The sequence below is a fragment of the Brevundimonas terrae genome (genome assembly GCF_011761985.1).
GTDB classification, from domain to species: Bacteria; Pseudomonadota; Alphaproteobacteria; order Caulobacterales; family Caulobacteraceae; genus Brevundimonas; species Brevundimonas terrae.
In genome coordinates this window covers 337,040-356,932 of sequence record NZ_JAASQT010000003.1, presented here as the reverse complement: position 1 = coordinate 356,932, position 19,893 = coordinate 337,040, and the positions used below count along the sequence as shown (strand labels likewise).

At 60.4% G+C, this 19,893-nt stretch carries 29 protein-coding genes; 27 read left to right on the top strand and 2 right to left on the bottom strand.

Annotation, left to right across the window (positions count from 1 at the left end; genetic code table 11):
* The first annotated feature begins 3 nt into the window (after positions 1-3).
* The 21 genes from rplP to FHS64_RS10080 all read left to right on the top strand — a co-directional run bounded on the left by rplP (position 4) and on the right by FHS64_RS10080 (position 11,474).
* A complete protein-coding gene (rplP, locus tag FHS64_RS10180; protein ID WP_167178086.1) occupies positions 4-441 on the top strand; it encodes a 50S ribosomal protein L16 in 438 nt (145 codons plus the stop codon).
* Positions 441-635 (top strand): 50S ribosomal protein L29, encoded by a 195-nt coding sequence (gene rpmC / locus FHS64_RS10175; protein WP_167178085.1) that lies wholly within the window; start codon positions 441-443, stop codon positions 633-635. Before rplP ends, rpmC begins: the two co-directional genes overlap by 1 nt.
* 10 nt (positions 636-645) lie before the next feature.
* Complete coding sequence (rpsQ, locus tag FHS64_RS10170) at positions 646-888, top strand: 30S ribosomal protein S17 (RefSeq protein WP_167178084.1); 243 nt, start codon at positions 646-648, stop codon at positions 886-888.
* 18 nt (positions 889-906) lie between these two features.
* Positions 907-1,275 carry a 50S ribosomal protein L14 gene (rplN, locus tag FHS64_RS10165; RefSeq protein WP_167178083.1) on the top strand — a complete coding sequence of 123 codons (369 nt, stop codon included), beginning with the start codon at positions 907-909 and terminating at the stop codon, positions 1,273-1,275.
* A 2-nt stretch (positions 1,276-1,277) separates the two neighbouring features.
* Positions 1,278-1,586 (top strand): 50S ribosomal protein L24, encoded by a 309-nt coding sequence (gene rplX / locus FHS64_RS10160; RefSeq protein ID WP_167178082.1) that lies wholly within the window; start codon positions 1,278-1,280, stop codon positions 1,584-1,586.
* Positions 1,586-2,143, top strand: a complete 558-nt coding sequence (rplE, locus tag FHS64_RS10155) for a 50S ribosomal protein L5 (RefSeq protein WP_167178081.1) — start codon at positions 1,586-1,588, stop codon at positions 2,141-2,143. The genes rplX and rplE overlap by 1 nt, the downstream gene beginning before the upstream one ends.
* 19 nt (positions 2,144-2,162) lie before the next feature.
* Positions 2,163-2,468 (top strand): 30S ribosomal protein S14, encoded by a 306-nt coding sequence (gene rpsN / locus FHS64_RS10150; protein WP_167178080.1) that lies wholly within the window; start codon positions 2,163-2,165, stop codon positions 2,466-2,468.
* Between the two features lie 15 nt (positions 2,469-2,483).
* Positions 2,484-2,882 (top strand): 30S ribosomal protein S8, encoded by a 399-nt coding sequence (rpsH, locus tag FHS64_RS10145; protein WP_167178079.1) that lies wholly within the window; start codon positions 2,484-2,486, stop codon positions 2,880-2,882.
* A 1-nt stretch (position 2,883) separates the two neighbouring features.
* Positions 2,884-3,417, top strand: coding sequence for a 50S ribosomal protein L6 (gene rplF, locus FHS64_RS10140; protein WP_167178078.1), 534 nt, complete (start codon positions 2,884-2,886; stop codon positions 3,415-3,417).
* Between the two features lie 3 nt (positions 3,418-3,420).
* Entirely contained in the window at positions 3,421-3,777 is a 357-nt protein-coding gene (gene rplR, locus FHS64_RS10135) for a 50S ribosomal protein L18 (protein ID WP_167178077.1), read from the top strand.
* Positions 3,778-3,790: 13 nt separating this feature from the next.
* Positions 3,791-4,390, top strand: coding sequence for a 30S ribosomal protein S5 (rpsE, locus tag FHS64_RS10130; RefSeq protein WP_167178076.1), 600 nt, complete (start codon positions 3,791-3,793; stop codon positions 4,388-4,390).
* A 3-nt stretch (positions 4,391-4,393) separates the two neighbouring features.
* Positions 4,394-4,588, top strand: a complete 195-nt coding sequence (gene rpmD / locus FHS64_RS10125) for a 50S ribosomal protein L30 (RefSeq protein ID WP_167178075.1) — start codon at positions 4,394-4,396, stop codon at positions 4,586-4,588.
* A gap of 170 nt (positions 4,589-4,758) precedes the next feature.
* The gene (rplO, locus tag FHS64_RS10120) at positions 4,759-5,352 is read left to right on the top strand and encodes a 50S ribosomal protein L15 (protein WP_167178074.1); all 594 of its coding nucleotides are present in this window, start codon (positions 4,759-4,761) and stop codon (positions 5,350-5,352) included.
* Between the two features lie 136 nt (positions 5,353-5,488).
* Complete coding sequence (gene secY, locus FHS64_RS10115; RefSeq protein ID WP_167178073.1) at positions 5,489-6,868, top strand: preprotein translocase subunit SecY; 1,380 nt, start codon at positions 5,489-5,491, stop codon at positions 6,866-6,868.
* Positions 6,869-6,893: 25 nt separating this feature from the next.
* Positions 6,894-7,454: an adenylate kinase gene (locus FHS64_RS10110; protein WP_167178072.1), complete on the top strand. Its 561-nt coding sequence runs from the start codon at positions 6,894-6,896 to the stop codon at positions 7,452-7,454.
* 99 nt (positions 7,455-7,553) lie between these two features.
* Entirely contained in the window at positions 7,554-8,312 is a 759-nt protein-coding gene (locus FHS64_RS10105; protein ID WP_167178071.1) for an energy transducer TonB, read from the top strand.
* 153 nt (positions 8,313-8,465) lie between these two features.
* On the top strand, positions 8,466-8,834 hold the full coding sequence (gene rpsM / locus FHS64_RS10100; protein ID WP_167178070.1) for a 30S ribosomal protein S13: 369 nt from the start codon (positions 8,466-8,468) through the stop codon (positions 8,832-8,834).
* A 16-nt stretch (positions 8,835-8,850) separates the two neighbouring features.
* Positions 8,851-9,240, top strand: a complete 390-nt coding sequence (gene rpsK, locus FHS64_RS10095; protein ID WP_167178069.1) for a 30S ribosomal protein S11 — start codon at positions 8,851-8,853, stop codon at positions 9,238-9,240.
* 86 nt (positions 9,241-9,326) lie between these two features.
* Positions 9,327-10,346 carry a DNA-directed RNA polymerase subunit alpha gene (locus FHS64_RS10090; protein ID WP_167178068.1) on the top strand — a complete coding sequence of 340 codons (1,020 nt, stop codon included), beginning with the start codon at positions 9,327-9,329 and terminating at the stop codon, positions 10,344-10,346.
* 120 nt (positions 10,347-10,466) lie between these two features.
* A complete protein-coding gene (gene rplQ, locus FHS64_RS10085; protein WP_167178067.1) occupies positions 10,467-10,883 on the top strand; it encodes a 50S ribosomal protein L17 in 417 nt (138 codons plus the stop codon).
* A 114-nt stretch (positions 10,884-10,997) separates the two neighbouring features.
* The gene (locus FHS64_RS10080; protein ID WP_167178066.1) at positions 10,998-11,474 is read left to right on the top strand and encodes a GNAT family N-acetyltransferase; all 477 of its coding nucleotides are present in this window, start codon (positions 10,998-11,000) and stop codon (positions 11,472-11,474) included.
* Between the two features lie 6 nt (positions 11,475-11,480).
* On the opposite strand, the gene FHS64_RS10075 is transcribed toward FHS64_RS10080, so the two are convergent.
* The gene (locus FHS64_RS10075) at positions 11,481-12,332 is read right to left on the bottom strand and encodes an ABC transporter permease subunit (RefSeq protein ID WP_167178065.1); all 852 of its coding nucleotides are present in this window, start codon (positions 12,330-12,332) and stop codon (positions 11,481-11,483) included.
* A complete protein-coding gene (locus FHS64_RS10070) occupies positions 12,322-13,236 on the bottom strand; it encodes an ABC transporter ATP-binding protein (protein WP_167178064.1) in 915 nt (304 codons plus the stop codon). Before FHS64_RS10070 ends, FHS64_RS10075 begins: the two co-directional genes overlap by 11 nt.
* A 122-nt stretch (positions 13,237-13,358) precedes the next feature.
* Between FHS64_RS10070 and FHS64_RS10065 the strand changes: the two genes are divergently transcribed.
* The 6 genes from FHS64_RS10065 to FHS64_RS10040 all read left to right on the top strand — a co-directional run bounded on the left by FHS64_RS10065 (position 13,359) and on the right by FHS64_RS10040 (position 19,871).
* The gene (locus tag FHS64_RS10065; protein WP_167178063.1) at positions 13,359-14,615 is read left to right on the top strand and encodes an alkaline phosphatase family protein; all 1,257 of its coding nucleotides are present in this window, start codon (positions 13,359-13,361) and stop codon (positions 14,613-14,615) included.
* A gap of 78 nt (positions 14,616-14,693) precedes the next feature.
* Positions 14,694-15,923, top strand: coding sequence for a TCR/Tet family MFS transporter (locus FHS64_RS10060; RefSeq protein WP_243862915.1), 1,230 nt, complete (start codon positions 14,694-14,696; stop codon positions 15,921-15,923).
* A gap of 119 nt (positions 15,924-16,042) precedes the next feature.
* Positions 16,043-17,422, top strand: coding sequence for a trypsin-like peptidase domain-containing protein (locus FHS64_RS10055; protein WP_167178062.1), 1,380 nt, complete (start codon positions 16,043-16,045; stop codon positions 17,420-17,422).
* 39 nt (positions 17,423-17,461) lie between these two features.
* On the top strand, positions 17,462-18,802 hold the full coding sequence (locus FHS64_RS10050) for a replication-associated recombination protein A (protein WP_167178061.1): 1,341 nt from the start codon (positions 17,462-17,464) through the stop codon (positions 18,800-18,802).
* 81 nt (positions 18,803-18,883) lie between these two features.
* The gene (locus tag FHS64_RS10045) at positions 18,884-19,336 is read left to right on the top strand and encodes a hypothetical protein (RefSeq protein WP_167178060.1); all 453 of its coding nucleotides are present in this window, start codon (positions 18,884-18,886) and stop codon (positions 19,334-19,336) included.
* A gap of 100 nt (positions 19,337-19,436) precedes the next feature.
* Positions 19,437-19,871 carry a hypothetical protein gene (locus tag FHS64_RS10040; protein WP_167178059.1) on the top strand — a complete coding sequence of 145 codons (435 nt, stop codon included), beginning with the start codon at positions 19,437-19,439 and terminating at the stop codon, positions 19,869-19,871.
* Positions 19,872-19,893 lie beyond the last annotated feature (22 nt).

Sequence of the window (19,893 nt, the reverse complement as noted above, 5' to 3'; positions counted from 1 at the left end):
ACCATGCTGCAACCTAAAAAGACCAAATACCGTAAGGCCTTTAAGGGCCGTATCCACGGTTCGTCGAAGGGCGGCTTCTCGCTGAACTTCGGCTCCTACGGCCTGAAGGCCATGGAACCGGAACGCATCACTGCTCGTCAGATTGAAGCGTGCCGTCGTGCCGTTACTCGCCACATGAAGCGTCAAGGCCGCGTGTGGATCCGTATCTTCCCGGACCTGCCGGTTACCGGTAAGCCCGCAGAAGTGCGTATGGGTAAAGGTAAGGGCGCGATCGATCACTGGGCAGCTCGTGTTGCTCCGGGTCGTATCATGTTCGAAATTGACGGCGTGTCGGACGAAGTCGCGCGCGAGGCCCTGCGCCTCGGTGCTGCCAAGTTGCCGATCCGTACGAAGGTGGTTACCCGCCTCGACGCCGGCATCGTAATGGAGCAAGCCGCATAATGACCAAGATCGCAGATCTCCGGTCGCAAACCGTCGACCAACTGGCCGATGAGCTTCTGAAGCTCAAAAAGGAACAGTTCAACCTGCGCTTCCAAGCGGCTACCGGCCAAATGGAAAAGACTCACCGCGTTGGTGAAGTCCGCAAAGATATCGCTCGCATCTCCACGCTTCTGCGTGAGAAGCGCGCTTCGTAAGGAAACGAATATGCCCAAGCGAATTCTCGAAGGCGTGGTCGTGTCCGACAAGGGCGACAAGACCGTCGTGGTTAAGGTGGAGCGCACTCTGCTCCACCCCCTTCTGAAAAAGACCGTCCGGTCTTCGAAGAAATATCACGCGCACGACGAAGCCAACGCCCTCAAGGTCGGTGACATCGCTCGTATCGTCGAGTGCGCCCCCAAGTCCAAACTGAAGCGCTGGGAAGTTCTTTCCCCGGCTTCTGCCTCGTAATCAGAAGGATCTGATCTTATGATCCAGATGCAAACTAACCTGGAAGTGGCCGATAACTCGGGCGCCCGCCGGGTCATGTGCATCAAGGTGTTGGGCGGCTCCAAGCGCCGCTACGCCTCGATCGGTGACACCATTGTCGCCTCTGTGAAGGAAGCAATCCCGCGCGGTCGCGTTAAGAAGGGTGATGTCGTTCGCGCCATCGTCGTTCGCACCGCCAAGGATATCCAACGCAAAGACGGTTCGGTCATCCGCTTTGACAAGTCGGCTGCCGTCATCGTTAACAAGTCGAACGAGCCTGTAGGCACTCGTATCTTCGGCCCGGTTCCGCGTGAGCTTCGCGCTAAGAACCACATGAAGATCATCTCGCTGGCTCCGGAGGTTCTGTAACCATGGCCGCCAAGATCAAAAAGGGCGACAACATTGTCGTCCTGACCGGCAAGGACAAAGGCCGCACCGGCACGGTGCTCAAAGTCCTGCCGACCGAAAACCGCGTCGTCGTGCAAGGTATCAACATGGTTCAGCGCCACACGCGCCCGACCCAGGCTGATCCGCAAGGCGGCATCAAGCACAAAGAAGCCTCGCTTCACCTGTCGAACGTCGCAATCGCCGACGCTAACGGCAAGGCGACCCGCGTTGGCTTCAAGGTTGAAGGTGACCAAAAGGTCCGCTTCGCCAAGTCGACCGGAGACGTCATCTGATGGCTACCGAGAAATACATCCCGCGCCTCAAGACCGAGTACGTTTCGCGTATCCGTTCGGTCATGAAGGAAAAGTTCGCTTACACGAACGAAATGCAGATCCCTAAGCTGGACAAAATTGTCCTGAACATGGGTATCGGTGAAGCGGTTGCAGACTCCAAGAAGGCGACTGCCGCCCTCAAGGATCTGACGGCTATCGCTGGTCAGAAAGCTGTTGCTACCAAGGCTCGTAACTCGATCGCTGGCTTCAAGCTGCGTGAAGGTATGATCATCGGTGGCAAGGTGACGCTGCGCGGCGACCAAATGTACGAGTTCCTGGACCGGTTCGTCACGATCGCGCTTCCGCGCGTGAAGGACTTCCGTGGCCTTAAGGGCACTTCGTTCGACGGTCGCGGCAACTACGCCACCGGTCTGAAGGAGCACATCGTGTTCCCGGAGATCAACTACGACCAGATCGACCAGATGTGGGGCATGGACATCGTCGTTTGCACCACGGCCAAGACCGACGAGGAAGCCAAGGCTCTCCTCGCCGAGTTCAAGTTCCCGTTCGTGAACTGATCGGGAAGGGAAGAGAACAATGGCTAAGAAAAGCGCCGTAAACCGTAACGAAGCCGTCAAGGCCCTGGTTGCGAAGTATGCCGCGAAGCGTGAAGCCCTCAAGGCAATCGCTAACGACGAGAGCCTGCCGCTGGAGGAGCGCTTTGACGCCCGCCTCAAGCTGGCAGCCCTGCCGCGTAACTCCGCACCGTCCCGTATTCGCAACCGTTGCGAAATCACGGGCCGCCCGCGGGCTTACTACCGCAAGCTCAAGATGAGCCGTGTCGCCCTGCGCGAACTGGGCAACCTGGGTCAAATCCCGGGCTTGACCAAGTCGAGCTGGTAAGGGGAGCGAACAGATATGATGATCAACGATCCCCTGAGCGACATGATCGCTCGTATCAAGAACGCGGCTACCCGCAAGCGTTCGAAGGTACTTACGCCGGCTTCCCGTCTGCGCCAGCGCGTCCTCGACGTGCTGCAGTCGGAAGGCTACATCCGCGGCTACAACCTGGTGCAAAACCCGGGTGAGTTCCCGCAGTTCGAGATCGAGCTCAAATACTTCGACAACCAGCCTGTGATCGCTGAGATCGCTCGCGTGTCGAAGCCGGGCCGTCGCGTCTATTCGGCAATCGGCGATCTGAAGCCGATCAAGAATGGCCTCGGCATCTCGATCCTTTCGACTTCCAAGGGCGTCATGAGCGACGCTGCTGCCCGCGACGCTAACGTCGGCGGCGAAGTCCTGTGCAGGGTCTACTAATATGTCTCGTATTGGTAAGAAAACCATCACCGTGCCGAAGGGCGTGACTGTCACGCTCAACGGTCAGGACGTCACCGTTAAAGGTCCGAAGGGCGAACGCTCGTGGACCCTGGCTGACGAAGTCGAGATCAAACAGGAAGGCGACGAGCTTTCCCTGACCCCGACCTCGGAAACCCAACGTGCGAAAGCTATGTGGGGCCTGTCGCGTACCCTGGTTGCCAACATGGTAACCGGTGTAACCGACGGCTTTGAGAAGACCCTGGAACTGGTCGGCGTGGGTTACCGCGCTGCCATGAAGGGCAACGCTCTGTCGCTGCAGCTCGGCTTCTCGCACGATGTAGACGTCACGCCGCCGGAAGGCATCACCTTCGCTGTGCCGAAGCAAACCGAAATCAAGATTTCGGGGAACGACAAGCAAGCTGTTGGTGAAATCGCCGCCGTCATCCGCAAAATGCGTCCGCCCGAGCCGTATAAAGGCAAGGGTGTGCGCTATCAGGGCGAGTTTGTCCGACGCAAGGAAGGCAAGAAGAAGTAAGTCATGGCTCTTTCTCTTCAACAACAAGCCAAGCGTCGCGCAGAACGCAACCGTCGCCGCCTCAAGGCTGTGGCAAATGGTCGTCTGCGTCTGTCGGTCTTCCGTTCGGACAAGAACATCTCGGCACAAATCATCGACGACTCGAAGGGCATCACTGTCGCTTCGGCCTCGTCGCTGGAAGGTGGCAAGGGTTCCAAGGGCTCGGACGTCGCTGCTGCTGCCAAGATTGGCAAGCTGATTGCCGAACGTGCCATCGAAAAGGGCGTCTCCGACGTCGTTTTCGACCGCGGTGGCTACATCTATCACGGCCGGGTCAAGGCGCTGGCGGAAGCCGCGCGCGAAGCCGGTCTGAACTTCTAAGGGAACGACAGACATGGCTCGTGAACCCCAACGCGGCGGCGGCGATCGTAATCGCCGCGACCGCAACGCTCCGGCAGTAGACGCTGCTGAAAGCGACATCATCGAGAAGCTGGTACACATCAACCGTGTTGCCGCGACTGTTAAGGGTGGACGTCGTTTCTCGTTCGCTGCCCTGATGGTCGTCGGTGACGGCAAGGGTCGTGTGGGCTTCGGTCATGGCAAGGCACGTGAAGTGCCGGAAGCTATCCGCAAGGCGACCGAAGAAGCCAAGAAGACGATGATCCGCGTTCCGCTGCGCGAAAACCGCACTCTGCACCACGACGGCAATGGCCGTTGGGGCGCCGGCAAGATCATGATGCGCGCCGCACCTCCGGGTACCGGCGTCATCGCAGGTGGTCCGATGCGTGCCGTCCTCGAAACCCTCGGCGTTCAAGACGTCGTCGGCAAGTCGACCGGTTCCTCGAACCCCTACAACATGATCCGCGCAACCTTCGAAGCTCTGAAGGTTCAGTCGTCGCCGCGTCAGGTTGCTGCCAAGCGCGGCAAGAAGGTCGCTGACCTGATGGGCCGCCGCAACGATGGTGCTTCGGCACCGGAAACTGTGGAGGGCTAATCAATGGCCAAGACCGAAAAGAAGACCGTGACCATCCGTCAGGTTGGCAGCCCGATCCGCCGCAAGGCTGATCAGCGCGCCACTCTGGTGGGCCTGGGTCTGAACCAAATCGGCCGTGAAGCCACCCTGGAAGATACCCCGTCTGTACGTGGTATGATTGCCAAGGTCGCTCACATGGTTGAAGTGGTCGAAGCCTAAAAAGCTTGAACGCCCTCCCTCGGAAACGGGGGAGGGCGTTTTGCTTTTACAGTTTGCATCTTGCGATGCAGGGCTGGGTCGCTTATTAGCGGCCCTTCGTTTTTAAACGCCGAGTCAGCCAAAGTGCGTCTTGCACCTGGCTGGCGCTAGCACCCGAAAGGATCAGGCACATGAAACTGAATGAAATCCGCGACAATCAAGGCGCCCACAAAGCACGCATGCGCGTCGGCCGTGGCCCGGGTTCGGGCAAGGGCAAGACCGCAGGTCGCGGCGTCAAGGGTCAGAAGTCGCGTTCGGGCGTCGCCATTGGCGGCTTCGAAGGCGGTCAAATGCCGCTGTACATGCGTATGCCTAAGCGCGGCTTCAACAATGCCAACGCTCTGCGTCTGGCTGAAGTCAACCTGTGGCGCATCCAGGAAGCGATCGACGCTGGCAAGCTCGACGCTTCGGCTGAAATCAACGGTGCCGCTCTGGTCGCTGCTGGCGTGATCCGTCGTGAAAAAGACGGCGTTCGCGTTCTGGGCGAAGGCGAACTGAAGGCCAAGCTGAACCTGGTCGTCTGGTCGGCAACCTCGGGCGCCATCAAGGCGATCGAAGCTGCTGGTGGCAAGGTCGAGCAACAGCGCATCGAAGCTGAAGCCAAGGCTGCTGCCCGCGTTGCCAAGCGCGAAGCTGCCAAGGGCAAGGTCCCGCCGGCTAAGGCTCCGAAGGGCGACGAGAACAAGATCTCGGCTCGTGCCAAGCGCGCGGCTGCCAAGGCCTAATACTGTCGTCATCCCGGTCAACCCTGTGGGTTAAATCGGGATCTTTCCGAACGGGATGACGAATTTTCGAAAGCGGCTCTCGCATGGGAGCCGCTTTCACCTTATCTGACGACACTCATAGTCGTGGGGAAAGCATATGGCTTCGGCCGCTGAACAACTTGCAGCAAATATGAACATGGGTTCGTTCGCCAAGGCGACCGAGCTCCACAAGCGCCTGCTGTTCACGCTGGGCGCTCTGCTGGTCTATCGTCTCGGTACCTATGTGCCGATCCCGGGCATCAATACCGATGCCTTCCTCCAGTTCTTCCAGAACCCGGACGGCCAACGCGGCATCCTGGACATGTTCAACATGTTCTCGGGTGGCGCTGTGGAACGTATGGCTGTGTTTGCGCTGAACGTGATGCCGTACATCTCGGCCTCGATCATCGTGCAGCTGATGGGCGCGGTGTATCCGCCGTGGGAGAAGCTGAAAAAGGAAGGCGGCGAAGCAGGTCGCAAACAGCTGAACCAATATACCCGCTATCTGACGGTTGTGCTGGCTCTGGCTCAATCCTTCGGCATCGCCGTGGGTCTGAACGCCTCGCAAGGCCTCGTCGATGCGCCGGGCATGTTCTTCATCGCCACAACCGTTGTGACGCTGACGGGCGGTACCATGTTCCTGATGTGGCTGGGTGAGCAAGTCACCGCACGCGGCGTCGGCAACGGTATCTCGCTGATCATCTTCGCCGGTATCGTGGCTGTTCTGCCGGGCACGATTGCGCGTCTGCTGGGTCTGGCCCAACAAGGTCAGATGTCGGCCTTCATGCTGCTGGGTCTGGCCATTCTGGCCGTGGCAACGGTTGTGTTCATCGTGTTCATGGAACGCGCTCAACGCCGCCTGCTGATCCAGTATCCGAAGCGTCAGGAAGGCAACCGTGTCACGGGTGGCGAACGTTCGTTCCTGCCGCTGAAGGTGAACACGGCCGGTGTTATTCCGGCAATCTTCGCCTCGTCGCTGTTGATGCTGCCGACGACGGTGGCCCAGTTTACCGCCACGGCGAACCTGCCGGAGTGGATGAGCTGGCTACCGCTGGTGACCGCGCAACTGACGCACGGCAAGCCGGTGTTCATCATCCTGTACGCCGCGCTGATCATCTTCTTCTGCTTCTTCTACACCTCGATCACCTTCAACCCTGAAGACACGGCCGAGAACCTGCGCAAGTACGGTGGCTTCCTGCCGGGTATCCGTCCGGGCAAGCGCACGGCCGAGTATCTGGACTATGTCCTGACCCGTCTGACCGTTATCGGTGCCGGCTACATCACCCTGGTGTGTCTGCTGCCCGAGTTCATGGTCGCCGGTATGGGCAATGCCATGTACTTCGGCGGGACCTCGTTGCTGATCGTTGTGTCGGTGACGATGGATACCGTATCGCAGATCCAGTCCCACCTGCTGGCACACCAGTATGAGGGTCTGATCAAGAAGGCGAAACTGCGCGGCCGTGGTGGTCGTGGCGGTACGCCGGCTGTACGTCGCTAAGATTCGGGTTGTGGGGAACCAGGTTATGAATCTCATCCTGTTCGGACCGCCCGCTGCGGGCAAGGGCACTCAGGCCAAGCGTCTCGTCGAGACGCGCGGCATGGTGCAGTTGTCCACCGGCGACATGCTGCGTGCGGCGATTGCGTCCGGCTCGGAGCTGGGCCTCAAGGTCAAGGACGTTCTGGCGCGTGGCGATCTCGTCACCGACGAAATCGTCATTGCCCTGATCGAGGACCGTCTGGCCGAGGCCGAGGCTGCCGGTGGAGCCATCTTTGATGGCTTCCCGCGCACCGTGGCACAGGCCGAGGCTCTGGATGCCATGCTCGAGAAGCGCGGTGCCAAGATCGATGCGGTTGTCCGCCTCAAGGTGAATGACGCCGCTCTGACCGAGCGCATCACCAAGCGCTTTGAAGAGCAGGGTCGCGCTGACGACAATCCTGAAACCTTCAAGGATCGTCTGGCTGTTTATAACAAGCAGACTGCGCCTTTGCTTCCTTACTATGAAGCGCAGGGCAAGCTGACCGAGGTAGACGGCATGGGCGATATCGCCACTGTCGCCGCTGCGATCGACGGCGCTCTGGTCTGATCGGGCCAAAGCGTAAAAGAAATACGGGGCCGTTACCTTCGGGTAGCGGCCCTTTTTCTATGGCGGTCCCTTTAAAGGCTGTGAGCCATGGCGCAGGTTATGCGTTCCATGTTGATGAGCCACGATACAAAGCCAGATAGCCGCGCAGCCGGTGCTTCACGCAAGCGACGACGATACGCAACCGTCTGGACCGCCGTTGTGGCCGTGGGTCTGGTACACGGTGCGCTGGGTCTGTGGCTCGGGCATCTGGCTCCTGAAGTGAACAATGCCGACCCTCAGCCCTATTTTGTGGTTGATCTGATACCCGTGCCTGTACCCGCAGAACCTGTGCCGGACCCCGAACCGAGTTCCACACAGGGCGGCGGTGCACCTGCGGCCAAGTCAGCGGTTCGGATAACGCGTCCTCGCGAAATCATGCCGCGCCCCGAAGTGATTGCCCCGCCTGTACCCACGCCGGAGCCGCCTTTGGTGATCGGGGTGGCACAAACCGAGTCGCCGACCGCGGGTCAGGGGCAAGGCGGCGAGGGGACCGGCACAGGGCAGGGGCAGGGCAGTGGAGCCGGTGACGGCCAAGGGACGGGCCCGCGTCTTATACGCGGTCCGTCTCGCGAAGAGATTCGCAGCCTGCATCCGCGCGAGGCTTTCAGGCGCAGGCAAGGGGGCCGCGCGCAGTTGATATGCCGGTTGCGGGCCGATACGCGCCTCGAAGCGTGCCGGATTGTCAGTGAAAGCCCTCAAAATGCAGGTTTTGGCACTGCGGCCCTTGCGGCGGCGCAGTATTTCCGCTTTCGTCCAGCTTCACGCGAAGGGCACCCTGTGGATGGGGCTGAGATAGCTGTGGGAGTGGAATGGCCGTGAGAAACCTTCTGTTAAGGGTTCTTTGCGGGCCGCCCCCGTTGACGTCTTGGGAATCCCATGTATAAGGACCGTCTTCCGCGAAGGGCGCGCACGCTTCAGGTTTGTTAACCGGAGCGGTTTTTGCGTCTGACTAACGCGTACCTGGAGATTTTCGTGGCCCGTATCGCTGGCGTCAACATTCCGACTAACAAGCGCGTTGAAATCGCGCTTCAGTACATCCACGGCATTGGCGCGCACACCGCCAAGGAAATCACTGCGAAGGTTGGCATTGAGCCGGCTCGTCGCGTGAACCAACTTTCCGATGCCGAAATCCTGCAAATCCGTGAAACCATTGACCGTGATCACACCGTCGAGGGCGACCTGCGTCGTGAAACCTCGATGAGCATCAAGCGTCTGATGGACCTGGCTTGCTATCGCGGCCTGCGTCACCGTAAGGGCCTGCCGGTCCGCGGTCAGCGCACGCATACGAACGCACGTACCCGCAAGGGTCCGGCCAAAGCCATTGCCGGCAAGAAGAAATAAGAGAGAGGCCTGAGCTATGGCTAAGGAACAGGGTCGCGTTAAACGTCGCGAGCGTAAGAACATCACTTCGGGCGTTGCCCACGTGAATGCCTCTTTCAACAACACCATGATCACGATCACCGATGCCCAGGGCAACGCGATCTCGTGGTCGTCGGCTGGTCACATGGGCTTCAAGGGTTCGCGTAAGTCGACCCCGTATGCCGCCCAGATGGCTGCTGAAGATGCAGGCAAAAAAGCTGCCGAGCACGGCGTGAAAACGCTGGAAGTGAACGTCTCGGGTCCGGGCTCCGGCCGTGAGTCGGCACTGCGCGCTCTGCAAGCTGCTGGCATGACTATCACGACCATCCGTGACGTGACGCCGATGCCGCACAACGGCTGCCGTCCGCCGAAGCGTCGTCGCGTTTAATCGCCGGCTGACACTTTTCTTCTGCTGACCCCTACTAGCCTGAGTGCACACAGGTGGGGTCAGCGAAACCTGTTCGAGGGACACTAATGATCGAAAGAAACTGGCAAGAGCTGATCCGTCCCGAGAAGCCCCAGGTCGAGGCCGGCTCTGACCCGCAGCGCAAAGCGCGTCTGGTCGCTGAACCCCTCGAACGTGGCTTCGGTGTGACGCTCGGTAACGCGCTTCGCCGCGTTCTGCTGTCCTCGCTTCAGGGCGCAGCAGTCACCGCCATCCAAATCGACGGCGTTGTCCACGAGTTCTCCTCGCTGGAAGGCGTTCGTGAAGACGTTGTGGACATCGTCCTCAACATCAAGCAGCTGGCTCTCCGCATGCATGCGGAAGGTCCGAAGCGCATGACCCTGCGCGCCACCGGTCCCGGTGTCGTGACGGCGGCTCAGATCGACGTTCCTGCCGATATCGAGGTCCTCAACCCGGATCACGTTATCTGCACGCTGGACGACGGTGCTTCGATCCGCATGGAACTGACCGTCCAAAACGGTAAGGGCTATGTGGCAGCCGAGTTCAATCGTCCGGAAGACGCCCCGATCGGTCTGATCGCGGTTGACGCCCTCTACTCGCCGGTCAAACGCGTTGCCTATCGCGTCGAGCCGACCCGTCAGGGGCAGTCGCTGGACTATGACAAGCTGATTCTCGAAATCGAAACCAACGGTGCGGTTTCGCCGGTTGACGCAGCAGCATTCGCCGCTCGCATCCTGCAAGACCAACTCCAGATCTTCATCACTTTCGAAGAGCCGACCAAGGCTGTCGAGCAGTCGGACGGTAAGCCCGACCTGCCGTTCAACCCGTCGCTGCTCAAGAAGGTGGACGAACTGGAACTGTCGGTCCGCTCGGCAAACTGCCTGAAGAACGACAACATCGTTTATATTGGTGACCTGATCCAGAAGACCGAGGGCGAAATGCTTCGCACCCCGAACTTCGGCCGCAAGTCGCTGAACGAGATCAAAGAAGTGCTGGCGACCATGGGCCTGAGCCTCGGTATGGATGTACCGAACTGGCCGCCGGAAAACATCGAAGACCTGGCCAAGAAGTTCGACGACCAGATCTGATCATCAACCCTCCGCCCAGGTCCTTAAGTTGGATTGGTTGGGGCGGTTAGAATGAGAGGCCCTAGGTCCCGCCCCCGTTGAGTTCGGGCCGGAAACCAGGGTTGAGTAGGAGAGACCCCGATGCGCCACGGCGCCGCCTATCGTAAGCTCGGCCGTACGGCCAGCCACCGCCAGGCCATGTTCGCCAACATGGCTGCCTCGCTGATCAAGCACGAGCAGATCGTAACGACTCTGCCGAAGGCGAAGGAACTGCGTCCCTTCGTTGAGAAGCTTGTCACCCTCGCTAAGAAGGGCGACCTGCACGCTCGTCGTCAAGCGATCAGCGCCGTTCGTGATGTGCCGCAAGTCGGCAAGCTGTTTGAAACCATCGGTCCGCGTTATGCGGAACGTAGCGGTGGCTACATTCGCATCATGAAGGCTGGCTTCCGTCACGGTGACAACGCCGCTATGGCCGTAATCGAGTTCGTCGACCGCGACGTCTCGGCCAAGGGCAAGGACTCCGGTCCGGTTGTCATGATCGAAAGCGACGAAGCCTAAGCTTCGTTACTGATCTTTATCGATCCGAAAGGGCGGTGGGCTTTGGCCTGCCGCCCTTTTGCTTTGCCCAGGTTTGACTTGAAATCGGACAGGGCAGGGCGCAACACCAACGGTATGGCTAAGTTATCGTACAGTGTTGTCCCGTATCGTCCCGATCATGCGTCCGCGTGGCGCACCCTCAACGAGGGATGGATCATCGAGGCTGGTTTTGCCATCGAGGCCAAGGACCGGCGGGTGCTGGACGATGCCGATGGTGTGATCCTGGCCAAGGGCGGACACATCTTTATTGTCGAGACGGATACGGGTGTGGCTGTCGGCTGTTGCTCGCTGATGCCGATGGATGATGGCGGGTTTGAACTGGCCAAGATGGCGATCGAACCGGCCAGCCGCGGGGCAGGGCTGTCGCGCCTTTTGATGCAGTCCTGCGTGGACAAGGCGAGCGCGCTGGGTGCGACCCGTCTTTATCTGGAAACCAATTCGGGGCTGGCACCGGCACTGCGGCTGTATGAGGCCTATGGCTTTGAATATCTGCCGGCACGCGAGACGCCCTATGCGCGTGCCGATGTCTTTATGGAAAAGCGGCTGGCCTAGGCCCGTCTATTCCTTGGACAGGTCCTGACGCTGGAACAGCCAGACCGTCAGGGCGGTCGGCCCTGCAATCCATAACAGCAGTCCGATAATCGCCTTACCGGCTGTGGCAGGTGTAACCGGCCCATGGGCCAGGAAGGTCTGGACCACTTGATAGGCTGCCGACGGAAATAGCAGCAAGGTGCGCCATTCTTCCGGTTTCCAGCCGAAGTCGAGGAACATCCGCTCGACAATGAAGGTGCCGAAACCGAAGGCGATGGCGATGACAAAACCACCAAACAGGGATCGTGTGGCCGTTGCGGCAACCAGAGCCAGCAGTCCGACCTGAACCACTCTGAGCCACGATGTCAGCACCATGGTGATGAAGGTTCCGGACAGTTTGGCATCCATGCCAAGGACGATCGGACGATGCTCGATACTGGCGCTGATGACCTGACCCAGCAGTTCACACAGTAGAAACAGCAGCAGGGGGATGATGGCGATGGCTGCAATCGCCAAGGCCTTGCCCAGCATCAGGTTCATCCGGCTGTTGCTGGGGCGGATGAGACGCCACGTCTCCCAGCGATAGTCGGCGGCTGCAATGGTGGCAGCCCCGATCAGGAAGAAGGCCAGCAGGTTGATCCCTGCCAGTTGCGAGGCCTGATCGACCAGAAATGCGCCGATGCCGAGGGGGGCGTTGGCGATCTCTTCGATGCGGGGAGGCAGTCCAGCCTCGGCCTTTTGGAGTTGGCCATATAGAAACTGGCGAAAGAACAGCCCGACAATGGCTGTACCTACGGGGATGACCAGCAGGGCCCAAAGCCAAGCCTGTGTATGGCGCGAGAACCGCAGCAGTTCGGCGCGTATGGCATCAAACAGCATGGGCCGGCTCCTGCACTTGGGACGGAGCGCGGGTTTCGGCAATGAAGATGGCTTCGAGATCGGCACCGACCCACTGGGCCTCCATCACATCGATCCCCTCCATGACCAGATGCCGGATCAGTCCGGCTGTGTCCTCGCGGCGGATATTGACGAGGATGGTATCGCCGGAAATCTCGCCTGCCTCGCCGACAATATCCATGACCTTGGCCAGCGGCGATGCCGTCAGGCGCAGGTGTGCGCTGGACTGGCTTAGCTCGGCAACCGAGCCTTCGGCAGCCAGACGTCCGCGATTGAGGATGGCCACGCGGTCGCACATACGCTGGACTTCCAGCAACTGGTGGCTGGCCACAATCACGGTCACGCCGTCCGTTTCGACTAGATCGCGGATCAGGCCACGGATTTCCACAATACCGGGCGGGTCCATGCCGCTGGTCGGTTCATCCAGGATGACCAGATCGGGCCGTGTCATCAGGGCGGCGGCAATGCCGAGCCTCTGCATCATGCCAACCGAATATCCGCGCACCTTGCGATGGGCCGCTTCGGTCAAGCCGACACGATCCAGCCAGTAGTCGATGTCGACCTCGCGGGCCTGTCCGTGGGCTGTGGCCAGCCACAACAGACATTCGCGCGCCGACATAAAGGCCGGATAGCGCGGTGTTTCGATCATCGAGCCGATTTGGCGCAGGGTCGGGGTGTGGCCGATGGGATAACCCATGACCTCGGCATGCCCTGTCGTTGGCTCGATCAAGCCCAGAAGAACCCGGAACAGGGTGGACTTGCCCGCGCCGTTCGGCCCCAGAATGCCGTAAACGCCGCCCTTGGGAATCTCGAGCGACAGCCCGTTCAGAGCCCTGACCTCACCGAAGGTTTTGGTGAGGTTATCTATTGAGATAACAGCGTTCATATAGCCAGAGTGCCGCCTAATGTGCCGGTGGACAAGCCGATTCCTCGGAGCATTGTGTCTTGGGACTGTTACGGAAAAAGCCTAGCAGGGGCGTTTGCACTTTGTATTGCGGGAATGGACGTATGATCTCTCCATCTTTGTTTCGTCGTTTGGCCACAGGAACTGCGCTGGGTCTGACCCTGATGGTCGGGGCCTGTGCAACCACAGGTGATGTCGAGACGCCCGCAATCGTTGCGACCCAGAGCGCGCCGACGGTTATTCTTGTGTCGATTGACGGCTTCCGTGCCGATTATCTGTCGCGGGGACTGACGCCGAATCTGTCGCGTCTGGCGCTTGAGGGTGCAAGCGGCCCGATGAAGCCGTCCTTCCCGACGGTGACCTTCCCGAACCACTATACGCTGGTCACGGGTCTGCATCCCGATCACCACGGCATTGTCGGCAACAACATGATCGACGAGGAACTGGGCCGCTTTTCGCTGGGCAATCAGGCGGCTGTGACCGACCGTCGCTGGTGGGATGATGGCGAGCCGATCTGGGTCAGCGCCGAAAAGGCAGGCGTGAAAACCGGCACCATGTTCTGGCCGGGATCCGAGGCCGAGATCCACGGCGTGCGCCCCAGCCACTGGGCCAAGTTCAACCAGTCGATGGATGGAAATGCCCGCGTGGACCAGCTTCTGGCATGGCTGGACCTGCCGGAGCAGGAGCGCCCGCGCCTTAACACCCTGTATTTCGATATCGTGGACACGATGGGCCACCATCATGGTCCCCAGTCCGATGAAGTAAACGCCGCCATGGCCCAGACCGATGCCTCTATCGGCTATCTGATGGATGGACTGAAGGCGCGCGGTATGGCCGAAAATACGGTCGTGATCATCGTGTCAGACCACGGCATGTCCGCGACATCGCCGGACCGTGTGGTGACGCTGGATGACTATGTCGATACCTCGGCCATCAGCATTGTCTATTCCGGCCCTGTGGCCTTCCTGAACGCCAAGGATGACCGCGACGACGAGGTGGAAAAGGCACTGGTCGGCAAGCACGAACGCATGGAGTGCTGGGAAAAGGACGATATCCCTGCACGTCTGGTACTGGGCAGCCATGACCGCGTGTCGGACTTTGTCTGTCTGGCCGAAGATGGCTGGCTGATCGCAACGCGCGACCGCCCTGTACGCAAGGCGGGTGGTGCGCATGGCTATGACAATATCTCGCCAGACATGCAGGCCATCTTTATCGCCCGTGGTCCGGGTGTTGTGGCCGGTCGCCAACTGCAAAATCTCGACAGCGTGGATGTCCAGCCTCTGTTGGGCCGTCTGCTGAATATTTCGGTGCCGAAAACCGACGGCAATCCGCAGGACACCTTGCCGGTGACGCAACCGTAAGGCCTGATTGACGTTGTTCGCATAATAGAGCGGGCAGTCTCTGGTTCGGAGGCTGCCCGTTTCTTGTTGGAGTTGCGCTTGACGCTGAAGCTCGTTCGTAAATCGGCCATCGGTTTTATTCTGGTGGCGGCGGTTCTGGATGTGATGGCGATGGGGATTGTCATCCCTGTATTGCCGCACCTGATCGAGGAATTCGTCGGCTCCAATGCGCGGGCAGGGCTGCTGAACGGCCTGTTTGTGGCGCTGTGGGCGGGGATGCAGTTTCTGGCCTCGCCGGTGATCGGATCGCTGTCCGACCAGTACGGGCGGCGGCCTGTCATCCTGATCAGCTGCGCGGGGCTGGCGGCGGATTATGTGCTGATGGCCTTGGCGCCGAACCTGTGGTGGCTGGCGGTGGGGCGGATACTGGCGGGGGTCACATCCTCCAGCTTTACAACCATCTATGCCTATATGGCCGATGTGACGGCACCGGATGATCGGGCACGCGGATATGGCCTGATCGGGGCGGCGTTCTCGTTCGGATTTGTGCTGGGTCCGGCCTTGGGCGGTTTGCTTGGCCATTTCGGTCCGCGCGTGCCGTTCTGGGTGGCGGCGGGCCTGTCGGGCGTGGCCTTCCTGTATGGCCTGTTTGTGCTGCCCGAGAGTTTGCCGGTTGAAAAGCGCATGGCCTTTAGCTGGAAACGCGCCAATCCGGTCGGGGCCATGATCTTGCTGAAACGGCATTTCGAGCTGGTCGGCTTGGCCATGGTGAACTTCCTTTTGTATTTCGCGCACCATGTGTTCTCGGCCGTTTTCGTTCTTTATGCCGGTTTCAAATTTGGCTGGGGCCCGCTTCAGGTCGGCCTGCTGCTGGCCATGGTCGGTGTGCTGGATATGGCGGTGCAGGGCGGCTTGGTGGGGCGGATGTCCAAACGGTTCGGGGACCGTCGCACCATGGTGTTCGGTCTGTGGGCCGGGGCAGTGGGGATCGCCCTGATGGGGCTGGTCCCGACGGGGGCGATGTTTATTGCCGCCATGTTCCCCAATGCCCTGTGGGGTCTGGCCATGCCGACGCTACAGGCGCTGATGACGCGCCGTGTCAGCGAAAGCGAGCAGGGGCAGCTTCAGGGGGCCAATATGAGCGTGGCCTCCATTGCCGGTGTGGCCTCGCCGCTGTTCTTTGGCTGGGTTTATTCGATTTCGGTGCCGCATGGACGCGAGGCCGCGGGCATAGCGTTTTATATTGCGGCGCTGGTTCTGGTGGCGGGGGCGGTACTGGGCGGCGTGACGGCCCGTCGCGCCAACCGCCAAGAGAAGGCTCAAACTTGAGGCTTGAAGCGCAACCGTTTGAACACCATTGCTTTACTGTAAGGCGTGAGCCTTGATGCCGTCCCAATCTCTGTGCCGAATGGCATTGGAAAACTGGATCACCTTGGATGAGTGACTTGATGAAGACTTCGCACCTTGCCATGGCCGCAGCCCTGCTGCTGGCGGCCTGCGGCCAGCCGGAACCCTCCAAGGCGCAAGAGGGCGTCTTTACCGAAGCGCAACCGCGTATCGCCCCCAGCGATGCCGGTGCCATGAAAACCAGTTTCGCGCCTGTGGTCCGCACGGCGGCCCCCGCTGTCGTGAACATTGCCGCGCGTGGCGTACAGCAAGGGCGTGACCCGTTCTGGGGTATCCCGACCGCCCGCCAGACCGGCTCGATCGGCTCGGGCGTGATTGTGCGCAACGACGGTATCGTCATCACCAACGCGCACGTCGTGAAGGATATGCGCGAGATCCGCGTCACGCTTCAGGACCGCCGCGAGTTTCCCGCCCGCGTGCTGCTGGCCGACGAACGCTCGGACATTGCCGTGCTGCAACTGGAAGAGGTGAATGGCGACCTGCCGGTCATCCGTATCGACGATCAGGAAGAGCAACAGGTCGGTGATCTGGTTCTGGCTATCGGTAATCCTTTCGGCGTGGGCCAGACGGTGACCAACGGCATTATCTCGGCCCTGAACCGTACCGATACCGGCATCAGCGATTCCGGCTCGTTCATCCAGACCGATGCCCCGATCAACCCCGGTAATTCGGGCGGTGCGTTGGTGGACATGGATGGTGATCTGATCGGCATCAATACCGCGATCTTCAGCCGTACAGGCTCTTCGACCGGCGTGGGCTTTGCCGTACCGGCAGCCATGGTGCGCCGCGTGCTGGATTCGGCTGTGGGTGGTGAAACCCGCGTGGTGCGTCCGTGGCTGGGCGTAAAGGGCGATACCCTGAGTGGCGACATGGCCCGCAGTCTGGGCCTTGAGCGTCCGCAAGGACTTCTGGTGACGGACGTCTATTCGGGTGGCCCTGCGGCGCGTGCCGGTATCGAGGTGGGTGATGTGATCACTGCCATCGACGGTGCGGAAGTGAACGATCAGGGCGGTCTGAACTATCGCGTCGGCACCAAACAGCCGAACGAGACGGTTGCGGTGACCCTGCTGCGTGATGGCCGCACCCAAAGCGTGAATGCCCGCGTGACCCAGCTTCCCGGTGATGCCGAGATCAGCAAGGGTGTAACCGTGGGGCAGGGCGCTCTTGCCGGACTTTCGGGCATTGCGCTCAATCCGGCGCGGGCCGACCGTATGGGCGGTGATCCGTTCACCAATGGCGTGTTCGTGACGGGCATCCAACGCGGCAGCATGGCGCATCGTATCGGCCTGCGCCCTAATGATGTGATCCAGTCGGTGGATGGTCGTGCCGTGACCTCGGTCGAGGCTCTGGGCCGTGCCGGACGCGGTTCGGAAATCACCATCATTCGTGGCGGTCGCAGCCTGAACGGTCGTATCCCTTAAATAGGTGAAATCGGGTGCCGGACGGCCTATGGATAGGTCATGAGTGACCTGTTCGAAGCCTCCGGCATCCATCCGCCCGACGCGCCTCTGGCCGACCGTCTGCGCCCGACAACTCTGGACGAGGTCGTGGGGCAGGATCATCTGCTTGGGGATGGCGGGCCGATCCGGCGCATGACGGCGGCGGGGCGTCTGGGCTCCATGATCCTGTGGGGACCGCCCGGCACCGGCAAGACCACGATTGCCCGTCTGCTCGCCAAGGCAGCGGGCTATGAATATATGCAGATCAGCGCCGTTTTCTCGGGCGTGGCCGATCTGAAAAAGGCATTCGAGCAGGCCAAGGCCATTCGTGCGTCTGGCCGTTCGGTCCTTCTGTTCGTTGACGAAATCCACCGCTTTAACCGCACCCAGCAGGACAGCTTCCTGCCGTTCGTAGAGGCGGGTGTAGTGACGCTGGTTGGCGCGACAACCGAAAACCCCAGCTTTGAACTGAACGGCGCATTGCTGTCGCGTTCGCAGGTCTATGTGCTGAAACGGCTGGACGATGCGGCGATGGAGCAATTGCTGCAACGCGCCGAAAGCCATAATGGCAAGCCTCTGCCCTTGCTGCCCGAAGCACGCGAGGCCCTGTTCACCATGGCCGATGGTGACGGGCGCTATCTGTTGACCATGGTCGAGGTTCTGTTCGATCTGGCCGAGGGCGAGCAACTGGATGTGCAGGCCATGGCCTCCATCCTGCAAAAGCGCGCCCCTGCCTATGACAAGAGCCGCGAGGAACATTACAACCTGATTTCGGCCCTGCATAAGTCGGTGCGTGGCTCCGATCCCGATGCGGCGCTGTACTGGCTGGCGCGGATGCTGAAGGGCGGGGAAGACCCGCTGTTTATTGCGCGCCGTCTGGTGCGTATGGCGGTCGAAGACATTGGCGAGGCCGATCCTCTGTCCATCCTCGTCGCCAATGCGGCCAAGGACACCTATGATTTCCTCGGTTCCCCCGAGGGCGAGCTGGCACTGGCGCAATGCACCGTGCATCTGGCGACGGCACCCAAGTCTATCGGCGTTTATCAGGCCTATAAGGCGGCGATGAAGGCGGCGTCCGAAACCGGTTCGTTGATGCCACCCGCCAATATCCGCAATGCCCCGACCAAGCTGATGAAGGAGCTGGGTTACGGCAAGGGCTATCAGTACGATCCCGATACGGCCGAAGGCTTTTCCGGCGACAACTATTTCCCCGACGGCATGGCCCGCCAGAGCTTTTATCGCCCCAAGGGCGAGGGCCACGAAGAGAAGATCAAGCAGCGCATGGAACGCTGGAGCCAGATGCGGGCGCGGATCAATGCCTCAAAGGGCGATGGTGGCGACGATGATTGGGGCCGCCAATAAGCGGGGCTATGAAAGTTTTTCCTTGCCAGATTGTTGCAGGGGCGTGAGATCGCCGACGGCTTTCAATCTTGGGAGGGACTGATGGTTGGCATTATCCGGCGGCAACCTGCGCCGTGGCATCTGTGGCTTATCGGTATTCTGGCCCTGTTGTGGAACGGCTATGGCGCGTTCGATTTTTCCATGACCCTGACACGCGGCGCAGACTATTTGCGTGATGCAGGCATGCACGAGACAATGGTGCAGTATTTCCAGACCTTGCCCGGCTGGCTGTATGCCCCGTGGGGGATCGGGGTCTGGGGCGGTGTACTGGGCGCGATCTGTCTGTTGTTGCGTGAACGCTGGGCGGTCTGGGCCTTTGCCCTGTCCCTGCTGGGCGCAGCGGGCAGCAATATCGTCTCGGCTTGGGTTTACCCGCCGCCCGCGAGCGTCGCACCACAAGGCGCGATGGCTATTTTGCCCTATGCCATTATCGCGATTGCATCAGCGCTTTGGGTCTATGCATGGCGCATGGCCCGCAAGTCGGTTCTGGTCTGACCTGCCCAAGCCCCTGATTGTGGTGCTCTGATTGTGGCACATAGCGAATAGCTTTAACGATACGGTCTGAACCTCGGGAGGCAAGACAATGAATGTGCAGATGAAATCAGGTCTGACGAAAGCGCCGTGGCATCTGTGGGCCGTGGGTGTGCTGACCCTGATCTGGAACGGTTATGGCGCGTCCCAATGGTATATGCAGGTGACCAAGAACCTGTCCTATTGGGGCAATCTGACGCTGGAACAGGCGCAATATCTGCAAGCCCAGCCGGTGTGGACCGAGGTGGCCTTTGGCGTCGGTGTCTGGACGGGGGTTCTGGGTGCCCTGATGCTGCTGATGCGCCGCAAGCTGGCTTTTAATGCCTTCCTGGCCAGCCTGACCGCCATTGTGGTGAACACCATCTATGTGCAGTTCATGACCAATGGTCGCGAGATCATGGGCATGGGCAGCCTGTATGCGGCGATCACCATCATCGTCGTGGCCGCGGCCTCGGCTGCCTATGCGCGTTTTGCACGCATGCGCGGCATTATCGGTTGATCTGATCGACGTAGCGGGGGAG

Excerpts from the sequence above, each read along its gene's own strand:
- rpmC (WP_167178085.1), top strand. The coding sequence starts at position 441 with ATGACCAAGATCGCAGATCTCCGGTCGCAAACCGTCGACCAACTGGCC.
- rplP (WP_167178086.1), top strand. The coding sequence starts at position 4 with ATGCTGCAACCTAAAAAGACCAAATACCGTAAGGCCTTTAAGGGCCGT.
- rplX (WP_167178082.1), top strand. The coding sequence starts at position 1,278 with ATGGCCGCCAAGATCAAAAAGGGCGACAACATTGTCGTCCTGACCGGC.
- FHS64_RS10105 (WP_167178071.1), top strand. The coding sequence starts at position 7,554 with ATGCGTTCCATGTTGATGAGCCACGATACAAAGCCAGATAGCCGCGCA.
- FHS64_RS10045 (WP_167178060.1), top strand. The coding sequence starts at position 18,884 with ATGGTTGGCATTATCCGGCGGCAACCTGCGCCGTGGCATCTGTGGCTT.
- rplE (WP_167178081.1), top strand. The coding sequence starts at position 1,586 with ATGGCTACCGAGAAATACATCCCGCGCCTCAAGACCGAGTACGTTTCG.
- rplQ (WP_167178067.1), top strand. The coding sequence starts at position 10,467 with ATGCGCCACGGCGCCGCCTATCGTAAGCTCGGCCGTACGGCCAGCCAC.
- FHS64_RS10090 (WP_167178068.1), top strand. The coding sequence starts at position 9,327 with ATGATCGAAAGAAACTGGCAAGAGCTGATCCGTCCCGAGAAGCCCCAG.
- rplN (WP_167178083.1), top strand. The coding sequence starts at position 907 with ATGATCCAGATGCAAACTAACCTGGAAGTGGCCGATAACTCGGGCGCC.
- rplF (WP_167178078.1), top strand. The coding sequence starts at position 2,884 with ATGTCTCGTATTGGTAAGAAAACCATCACCGTGCCGAAGGGCGTGACT.
- FHS64_RS10050 (WP_167178061.1), top strand. The coding sequence starts at position 17,462 with ATGAGTGACCTGTTCGAAGCCTCCGGCATCCATCCGCCCGACGCGCCT.
- FHS64_RS10055 (WP_167178062.1), top strand. The coding sequence starts at position 16,043 with ATGAAGACTTCGCACCTTGCCATGGCCGCAGCCCTGCTGCTGGCGGCC.
- FHS64_RS10110 (WP_167178072.1), top strand. The coding sequence starts at position 6,894 with ATGAATCTCATCCTGTTCGGACCGCCCGCTGCGGGCAAGGGCACTCAG.
- FHS64_RS10075 (WP_167178065.1), bottom strand. The coding sequence starts at position 12,332 with ATGCTGTTTGATGCCATACGCGCCGAACTGCTGCGGTTCTCGCGCCAT.
- FHS64_RS10080 (WP_167178066.1), top strand. The coding sequence starts at position 10,998 with ATGGCTAAGTTATCGTACAGTGTTGTCCCGTATCGTCCCGATCATGCG.
- rpmD (WP_167178075.1), top strand. The coding sequence starts at position 4,394 with ATGGCCAAGACCGAAAAGAAGACCGTGACCATCCGTCAGGTTGGCAGC.
- rplR (WP_167178077.1), top strand. The coding sequence starts at position 3,421 with ATGGCTCTTTCTCTTCAACAACAAGCCAAGCGTCGCGCAGAACGCAAC.
- FHS64_RS10040 (WP_167178059.1), top strand. The coding sequence starts at position 19,437 with ATGAAATCAGGTCTGACGAAAGCGCCGTGGCATCTGTGGGCCGTGGGT.
- rpsQ (WP_167178084.1), top strand. The coding sequence starts at position 646 with ATGCCCAAGCGAATTCTCGAAGGCGTGGTCGTGTCCGACAAGGGCGAC.
- secY (WP_167178073.1), top strand. The coding sequence starts at position 5,489 with ATGGCTTCGGCCGCTGAACAACTTGCAGCAAATATGAACATGGGTTCG.
- FHS64_RS10070 (WP_167178064.1), bottom strand. The coding sequence starts at position 13,236 with ATGAACGCTGTTATCTCAATAGATAACCTCACCAAAACCTTCGGTGAG.
- rpsE (WP_167178076.1), top strand. The coding sequence starts at position 3,791 with ATGGCTCGTGAACCCCAACGCGGCGGCGGCGATCGTAATCGCCGCGAC.
- FHS64_RS10065 (WP_167178063.1), top strand. The coding sequence starts at position 13,359 with ATGATCTCTCCATCTTTGTTTCGTCGTTTGGCCACAGGAACTGCGCTG.
- rplO (WP_167178074.1), top strand. The coding sequence starts at position 4,759 with ATGAAACTGAATGAAATCCGCGACAATCAAGGCGCCCACAAAGCACGC.
- rpsH (WP_167178079.1), top strand. The coding sequence starts at position 2,484 with ATGATGATCAACGATCCCCTGAGCGACATGATCGCTCGTATCAAGAAC.
- rpsK (WP_167178069.1), top strand. The coding sequence starts at position 8,851 with ATGGCTAAGGAACAGGGTCGCGTTAAACGTCGCGAGCGTAAGAACATC.
- rpsN (WP_167178080.1), top strand. The coding sequence starts at position 2,163 with ATGGCTAAGAAAAGCGCCGTAAACCGTAACGAAGCCGTCAAGGCCCTG.